The sequence below is a fragment of the Stenotrophomonas sp. GZD-301 genome (genome assembly GCF_049310345.1).
Lineage (GTDB): Bacteria > Pseudomonadota > Gammaproteobacteria > Xanthomonadales > Xanthomonadaceae > Stenotrophomonas.
The window spans coordinates 1-6,903 of sequence record NZ_JBMOWY010000076.1 but is presented as its reverse complement, the minus strand read 5'-3'; the positions used below and the strand labels follow the sequence as shown (position 1 = coordinate 6,903).

Sequence of the window (6,903 nt, the reverse complement as noted above, 5' to 3'; positions counted from 1 at the left end):
GGCTTCATGCCGGACTGGCCGTTGACCTGGCTGCCGTACTTGCCCTCGGCGGTCGGGTCGATCTTGGCGCGCAGCTGGGCGGTGCTGGTGAGTGCGCCCAGCGGCGGCACATCCTGCTTCTGCAGCGTGTCGTGCATCGCCTCCAGCGCCCGCTCGGCAGCGCGCAGCTGCTCGACCGCCTCATGGCTGTCCAGCACCGTGGAGGTGGCGTCCTGGCGGGCGCTGGTGGACAGCAGCAGGCCCTGGCCGGCATGCACGTTGCCCCAGCCGTGGGTGGCCAGCTCGAAGCCCTGGCCGCGCAGCGCGCCCCGGCGGGTGTCGCTGTGGTCGATCAGGTAGCCCAGCTCCAGCCGGCTGTCGGCCAGCGAGGTCTGCAGGCGCGTGCGCAGCTGGCCGGTGGTGTCGTCGATCACCCACTGCTGGGTGCCGCTGCCATCGTGGGACTGGGTGTGCAGGCCGCTGAGCACGCCGGGGTGCTGGGCCTTGTCGTCCAGGCCGCCGCCGAAGGGCGGGGCGACCTCGCCGTTGTAGAGCTGGCCGGTGATGCGCGGCTGGTCGATGTCCCCGTGCAGGAACTCCACCAGCACCTCCGCGCCGATGCGCGGCAGGAAATGCGTGCCCCAGTTGGGGCCGGCCACCCACTCGGCCACCGGCACCCAGCTGCCGCTGGTCTGGTCGCCCGGCGCATGGCCGGCGCTGCGGCTGCCGGTCTCGGTCATGCCGCCGGCATTGGGCGAGACGCCGCGCTGCCAGCCGAACTGGATGCGCACCTGGTGGTCGCGGCTGGGGCTGACCACGCTGTCGGCCACACCGACCACGCGTGCGGTCTGCGGGCCGTGCAGGGTGGGGCGGTCCTGGGGCAGGGCGCGGATCGGGGTGTCGTGCGGGGCAGCCACGAAGCGGTTGCGGTAGCTGCCCTGCTCCAGGGCCGCTTCGCCAAGCAGTTCGACGATGCCGTGGCCGAGGTTGTTGACCGCCGCATGCGCCACGGCCAGCAGCACGAAGGCCTGGCCCTCGTGCTGCGGATGCTGGGTGAGGGTGAAGGCGCTGCCGGCGGCGAGTGTGCGCACCGAGCCGCTGCCCTGGAACAGGGTCATCGGCACGCGCAGCGCATCCAGCCGGGCCTGCGCCTCATCGGCGGCCAGCGCGGCCTGGGCGAAGCGCCCGGCGCGGGGCTGCACGTACACCTCCAGCACCGGCAGCTCGCCGGCCTCGGCCTGGCTCTGGCCACTGACGGCGGTGAGCTGCTCGCTGTGCCAACTGGCCACGCTGCTGGCGTTGGGGACCAGCTGGCGCTGCTCGGCAAACGCGGTGATGCCATCGCGCGCCTCGGCGATGTCGCTGCGGTGGAAGCGCTGGCTGCCCAGCGCGGGGCGCTCGGCGGCCGGGTCGAACACCACCAGCGTGTGCGCGGCCTCGCCGTCCTGGGTCTGCTCGATGCACCAGGCCAGGCCGGCCTCGGCCAGCAGGCGGGTAACGAAGCCCCAGTCGCTCTCGCGGTACTGGGTGGTGATCGCACGGGCCGGCAACGTGGCCTGCACATCGAAACGGAAGGCCGCCTGCGGGTAGTCGGCGAAGATCTGCTCGCAGATCGCGCGGGTGTCCAGGTCCTGGAAGATCACCGCATTGCGGCGCAGCGCCAGCAGCGCGGTCCACGGTTCCAGCGTAAGCCGGTAGCGCGCCAGGCCGCCGTCGCTGCCAAGCTGGGCCACCTCGGTACACAGGCCGTGCCACTGGCGCATGCCGCCATCGGCGCGACGCAGCTGCAGGGTCAGCGGCTGCTCCAGCCACGGCGCCATGTCCAGGAACGCATCGGTGGACAGGCAGTCGATCTCGAAACGGGTGCTGCCGCAGACCGCCTCCTGGCCCTCGAAGCGCTCCACCACCAGGCCGGAAGCCGGGCCGAGCAGCTGGATCAGGCGCGCCTGCTGGGAGGGGGCGCCAAGGGTGGCGAGCGCCGAAGGAGCGGAGACATCCATATCGTCAACGTTCTATAGACCGGAGGCGCGATCCTAGGGGCGGGACACCATCACAGCTATCGGGAAAATCCTACTCAACCGCGACCGTCACGGGTGAATCCGCCGGGGAGGCCTGCAATCCCTGGGATGCGGCCCGCGCGGCCGCTGGCATTTTCAGAATCGTTGCACCCCGCCCTCCCGCAGCCTGCCTGGGGCGTGAAGATGAACGGGGAGGGGTGAAAATGGGCCTCCCGGGTCGGAAATGGGATGAGGCGCACAGTTTTTAACGGTGCTATCCTCTTCTGCTCACCGGGGGAACGCTGGGAAGCGGGTGCACGGGATGACCGGCAAGGTTGCGGCGGCGATTGTGTGCGAACAGGAGCCAGGCATCGCGCAGACAGCGATGGCTGAGATCGTCCATGCCGTATTGAGCCCCGACGAATTCACATTGTTCGCCGAATTCGGCCGCCAGCGCAAGCTGACCGCCGGCGACCTGCTGTTCCTGCGCGGACAGCCCGGCGACACCATGTATGTGATCGACAGCGGCGCGGTGGAGCTGGATTTCGGTGAAGACCTGGTGGTCAAGTCGCTGGGCCAGCATGAGTTCTTCGGCGAGCTGGGCCTGCTCATCGGTGACCACCCGCGCAGCGCCGACGCCCGCGCGCTTGAAGACAGCGTGGTCCTGGAGCTGGACCACGCCGATTTCCAGCGCCTGGTCCTTCGCGACCCGGGCCTGGTGGCGTACTTCCTGCGCCGGACCATCATGCGCGTGGTCAGCAACGAACAGGTCCTGATCCGCCAGCTGCGCCGGCGCAACCACGACCTGGAAACCGCGCTGGACAACCTGTACGTCACCACCCACCAGCTCACCCACACCCGTGAGCTGGTGCGTACCGACGAGCTCACCGGCCTGCACAACCGCCGCGGCCTGGCGCTGTACCTGCAGGAATGCCGCGGCCACGCCGACGGCCCACCGCAGGGCCTGCTGCTGATCGACTGCGACAGCTTCAAGCAGGTCAACGACGAACACGGCCACCAGGCCGGCGACCGCGTCCTGCAGAGCGTGGCCAACATCCTGCGCTCGGTCGCCGCCGAACAGGACATGGCCTGCCGGCTGGGCGGGGACGAGTTCTGCCTGCTGCTGCGGCAGGCCGACGCCGATGTCCTGCAGCACGCCGCCGAGTTCATCCTCAGCGCCGTGCACGGCCTGATGGGCCGCGCCCACGGCATGCCGCACGTCTGCCCGGTCAGCATCGGGGTGGGGCTGCTGGACGCGCACAGCGACTGGAGCGAGTGGTACGCTCGCGCCGACAGCGCCCTGTACCAGGCCAAGCGCCTGGGCGGCAACCGGTTGCACTGGTCGCGTGCAGCGACCGATACGCCCTGATCGGGAGAGCGGCATGAATGGCGACATCGGAACGTCGACCCAGACCCCGCAGCTGCGGGCCCTGCTGTTCACCGACCTGTGCGATTCGCTGATCCTGGTCGAACGCATTGGCGACAGCGCCGCAGCCGAGCTGTTCCAGCAGCACGACCGCCTGGTGCTGACCCTGCAGCAGCAGTGGAACGGGCACCAGATCGACCGCTCCGACGGGCTCTTCCTGCTGTTCGAACGCGCCATCGATGCGCTCGGCTTCGCACTGGACTACCAGCGCGGGCTGCAGCAGATCGGCGAGGAACGCGGCATCGTGCTGCGCGCCCGCGCCGGTCTCCACGTCGGCGAAGTGCTGACCTGGGAAAACAGCCCCGAGGCGATCAAGGTCGGGGCCAAGTCGCTCGAGGTCGAGGGCCTGGCCAAACCGATGGCCGCGCGTCTGATGACGCTGGCCCGACCGGGCCAGATCCTGCTGTCGGCGGTGGCCGAATCGCTGACCCATCGCGCCACCGGCGAACTGGGCGAGCGCGGCGAGCGCCTGCTGTGGAAGTCGCATGGCCGCTGGCGCTTCAAGGGCGTGCCGACCACCCAGGAAGTGTTCGAGGTGGGCGAGATCGGCTTCGCCCCGCTGCGCATGCCGCGCGGCAATGCCAAGGCGCGCCGCGACATCCCGATGTGGCGGCAGCCGGCCGCGCTGGCCGCCGAAGCACTGCTGGTGGCGGCGCTGGCTGTGGGCGGGTGGATGCTGCTGCGGCCCGAGCCGGCGATCGCCTTCGCCGAGCGCGACTGGGTGGTGGTGGGGGACGTCAACAACCTCACCGGCAATGTCCTGCTCGACGACAGCCTGCAGCAGGCGTTTCGGATCAGCCTGGAGCAGTCGCGCTTCGTCAACGTGCTCAGCGACATGAAGGTGCGCGATACGTTGACCCGGATGCGGCGTACGCCGGATGTCCGCCTCGACCGGCGCCTTGCGCTGGAGGTGGCCGCACGGGATGGCGCGCGCGCGATCATTCTGCCGTCGGTGCTGGAAGTGCACGGCAAGCTGCGCGTCTCGGTCGAAGTGGTCGACCCGGCCAGCGGCGAGACGGTCTACTCCGAGTACGCCGATGGCCGGGGACTGGAATCGGTGCTGGCCTCCACCGATCGCGTGGTTGCGAGCCTGCGTGGCCGTCTGGGTGAAGCGCTGCAGGATATCGACCGCACCTCGGCACCGCTGCCGGAAGTGGCTACCGCCAATCTGGATGCGCTCAACGCCTATGCGAAAGGACTGGCGGCCTATGGCCAGCATCGCATGCCGCAGGCGCTGGCGTATTTCGAGCAGGCAACCCGGCTGGACCCGGAGTTCGCGTTCGCCTATCTGGCCCAGTTGCGCATCCAGGTGAGCCGCGGCCAGCGCGACCCGGCGCGCGAACTGCTGGCCAAGGCGGTCCTGCTGCGTGACCGCCTCACCGCGCGTGAGGCGCTTTACCTGGATGCATGGAAACTGGAGCTGAGCGAGCCTGGTCAGGCCGCGGCTGCAGAGAAGTGGAAGCTGCTGGCCGATCTCTACCCGGACCATCACGGCGCGCACATCAACTACGGTCTGTCCGAGCTGGACATGGGCCGTTACGCGGTGGCCGAGCAGGCGGTACGCCACGGCGACGTCATGCAGTACCCCCTGCGCAGCCTGGCCGTGGACCTGCTTGGCCGCACCCAGCTGGCGCAGAACAAATTCGGCCAGGCGCTGCGCACCTTCAACGAGGCGGCTGTCTCCAGTGGTGGGCAGGGGACCCGTCAGCGCGTCGCCGCGCTGGCGGCGTCCGGCGACGTTGCCGCCGCCGCCAAGCTGCTGGGCAAGCTGGAAAAAACCGATCCGGGCAACTGGCTGGAACGCACGTCAGTAGCGCTGGACCAGGGCAACATCGACGCGGCACGCCGGTCGGCTCAGCAGGCGGCCGCCGAGTGCGGGACCTCGGTGCAGGTGTGCGAACTGTTCGGCGTCATCGACCTGTCGGTACGCAGCGGCACCGGGCGACCGCCCACCGACGCCGAGTTCCACCGCGTCGTGCAGCCGTTGTTGCGACAGGCCGGGCGCAGCGACACCGATGATCGTGGCCAGCGCCTTTACTTCGCCGCCGTGGCCGTTTATGCCGCGCAACGCGCCGGGCTGGATCGCGTTGCCACGCACTACCTGCCCACCCTGCTGCCGCTGGCACGCGAGCTTGGCGATGCGCGTGCGGCGCAGGTGGTGTCCATCGTGGACGCGCTGGAACTGGCGCGGCAGGGAAAGACCGGGCCGTCCGTGGCGCGGTTGAAGGCACTGGAAGACGGCAGCGAGCTGTACCAGGTCCACAGCGCGCTGCGCAGTGCCTATCTTGCCGACGGCGCGGAGCAGGATGCAGAACGCGAGCGGCAGTGGCTGCTCGCCAATCGCGGTCGCGCGTATGCCGAGAGCGCCGGCTCCTACGCCCTGCAGGCGCTGAACGTGCATGACGCCAGGCTGGCCGTGCAGCGGTGCCCGGCAGCGGGTTGCCCCGCTGTCGCGGCGGTTCGCTGAATCTCGATCAGGGCGTGCGCTTGAGCGAGGCATCCACCTCGCCGGTGACGAAGCAATGCGGGTTGTTGAACATCGTCACCCGGGTCAGGTGGTCGAGCAGTGCTTCGCGTGCCGCCTCGAACTCCGCAGGCGATGCCAGCGTGCCGTCGAGACAGCACAGCACCGACGCGTCGCCCAGCGCTGCATCGATCTCGCTCAACGCCTGTGCGGGGCTGGCCGCGAAACGGGCGCGGAAGTCGGCGTCGCTGGACAGCAGGTCCAGCAGCTTGATGGCATCGGCGGGGCTCAGGGGGGTCTTTTCACTCGACATGCGGGCAGTCTCGACAGAAGAAGCGTGGTGACGACGGGGCAGGGGCGCCGGGCGATGCCGGCAAGCCTGCGATCGGTAGCGGCCAGAGCAGGGGCGACTTGAATAGGGCATGCCCACGCGCGGGCGGGTCGCGCCTGAAGAATACGGTACGGATGCCGACAACGAAGGGCGGATGCGATCCGCGAAGCACTCAGGACGGCGTGGATATGGAAGCAGGTAGGTCGATGCGGCGATGCGGAATCGTGCATCTTGAGCCGCAGTGCGAAGTGTCATTCTCGCTGCAGAGCGTGCTGCGTGGCGGCAGTGGCGTAAATACACAGCTGCGCTGGCTGGCGTTGGCACCGCATCTGGATGCACCGCTGGAGCTGGATGCGTCTGCGGTGCTGCTGCTGGGACGGTTCGATCCGCAACGCTGGAGCGCGCCGCCTGACGATGCCGATGATCGCGCGCTGCAGACCCTGATCGAGGGAGGGCTGGTGTTCGTCCGTGACCGCGAGAATCCGTGGCGCGCACGCGACGAGCAGCTTCGCGACATGCACTGGTGGGGGCCGGCCGCGATCGCCCACTGGATGGGACGTTGGCAGGGGCAGGACAGCGCCGCGGCGCTGGAATCGGCCGGCATGCAGACCGCCGCAGGCCTGCGCGAAAATCTGGGTGCGCCACCGCCGGCGGTAGCACCACGGTAGTGAGAGACCCCAACACATCCCCCCACACAAGAAGAGAC

The 6,903-nt window shown here is 69.4% G+C and carries 5 protein-coding genes; 3 read left to right on the top strand and 2 right to left on the bottom strand.

Going from position 1 to position 6,903, the window contains the following annotated elements; all coding sequences use genetic code 11:
* Positions 1-1,979 (bottom strand): type VI secretion system Vgr family protein (locus tag ACO6VK_RS18875; RefSeq protein WP_422509825.1); only part of this gene is annotated, 1,979 nt, incomplete at its 3' end.
* A gap of 319 nt (positions 1,980-2,298) precedes the next feature.
* Here ACO6VK_RS18875 and ACO6VK_RS18870 point away from each other — a divergent pair.
* On the top strand, positions 2,299-3,345 hold the full coding sequence (locus ACO6VK_RS18870; protein WP_422509823.1) for a diguanylate cyclase domain-containing protein: 1,047 nt from the start codon (positions 2,299-2,301) through the stop codon (positions 3,343-3,345).
* Positions 3,346-3,358: 13 nt separating this feature from the next.
* Positions 3,359-5,869, top strand: a complete 2,511-nt coding sequence (locus tag ACO6VK_RS18865; RefSeq protein ID WP_422509821.1) for a putative peptide modification system cyclase — start codon at positions 3,359-3,361, stop codon at positions 5,867-5,869.
* 7 nt (positions 5,870-5,876) lie between these two features.
* Here the strand turns inward: ACO6VK_RS18865 and ACO6VK_RS18860 are convergent, their stop codons facing one another.
* Entirely contained in the window at positions 5,877-6,179 is a 303-nt protein-coding gene (locus ACO6VK_RS18860; protein WP_422509819.1) for an NHLP-related RiPP peptide, read from the bottom strand.
* A gap of 266 nt (positions 6,180-6,445) precedes the next feature.
* On the opposite strand from ACO6VK_RS18860, the gene ACO6VK_RS18855 reads away from it, so the two are divergent.
* Entirely contained in the window at positions 6,446-6,865 is a 420-nt protein-coding gene (locus ACO6VK_RS18855) for a hypothetical protein (RefSeq protein WP_422509817.1), read from the top strand.
* Positions 6,866-6,903 lie beyond the last annotated feature (38 nt).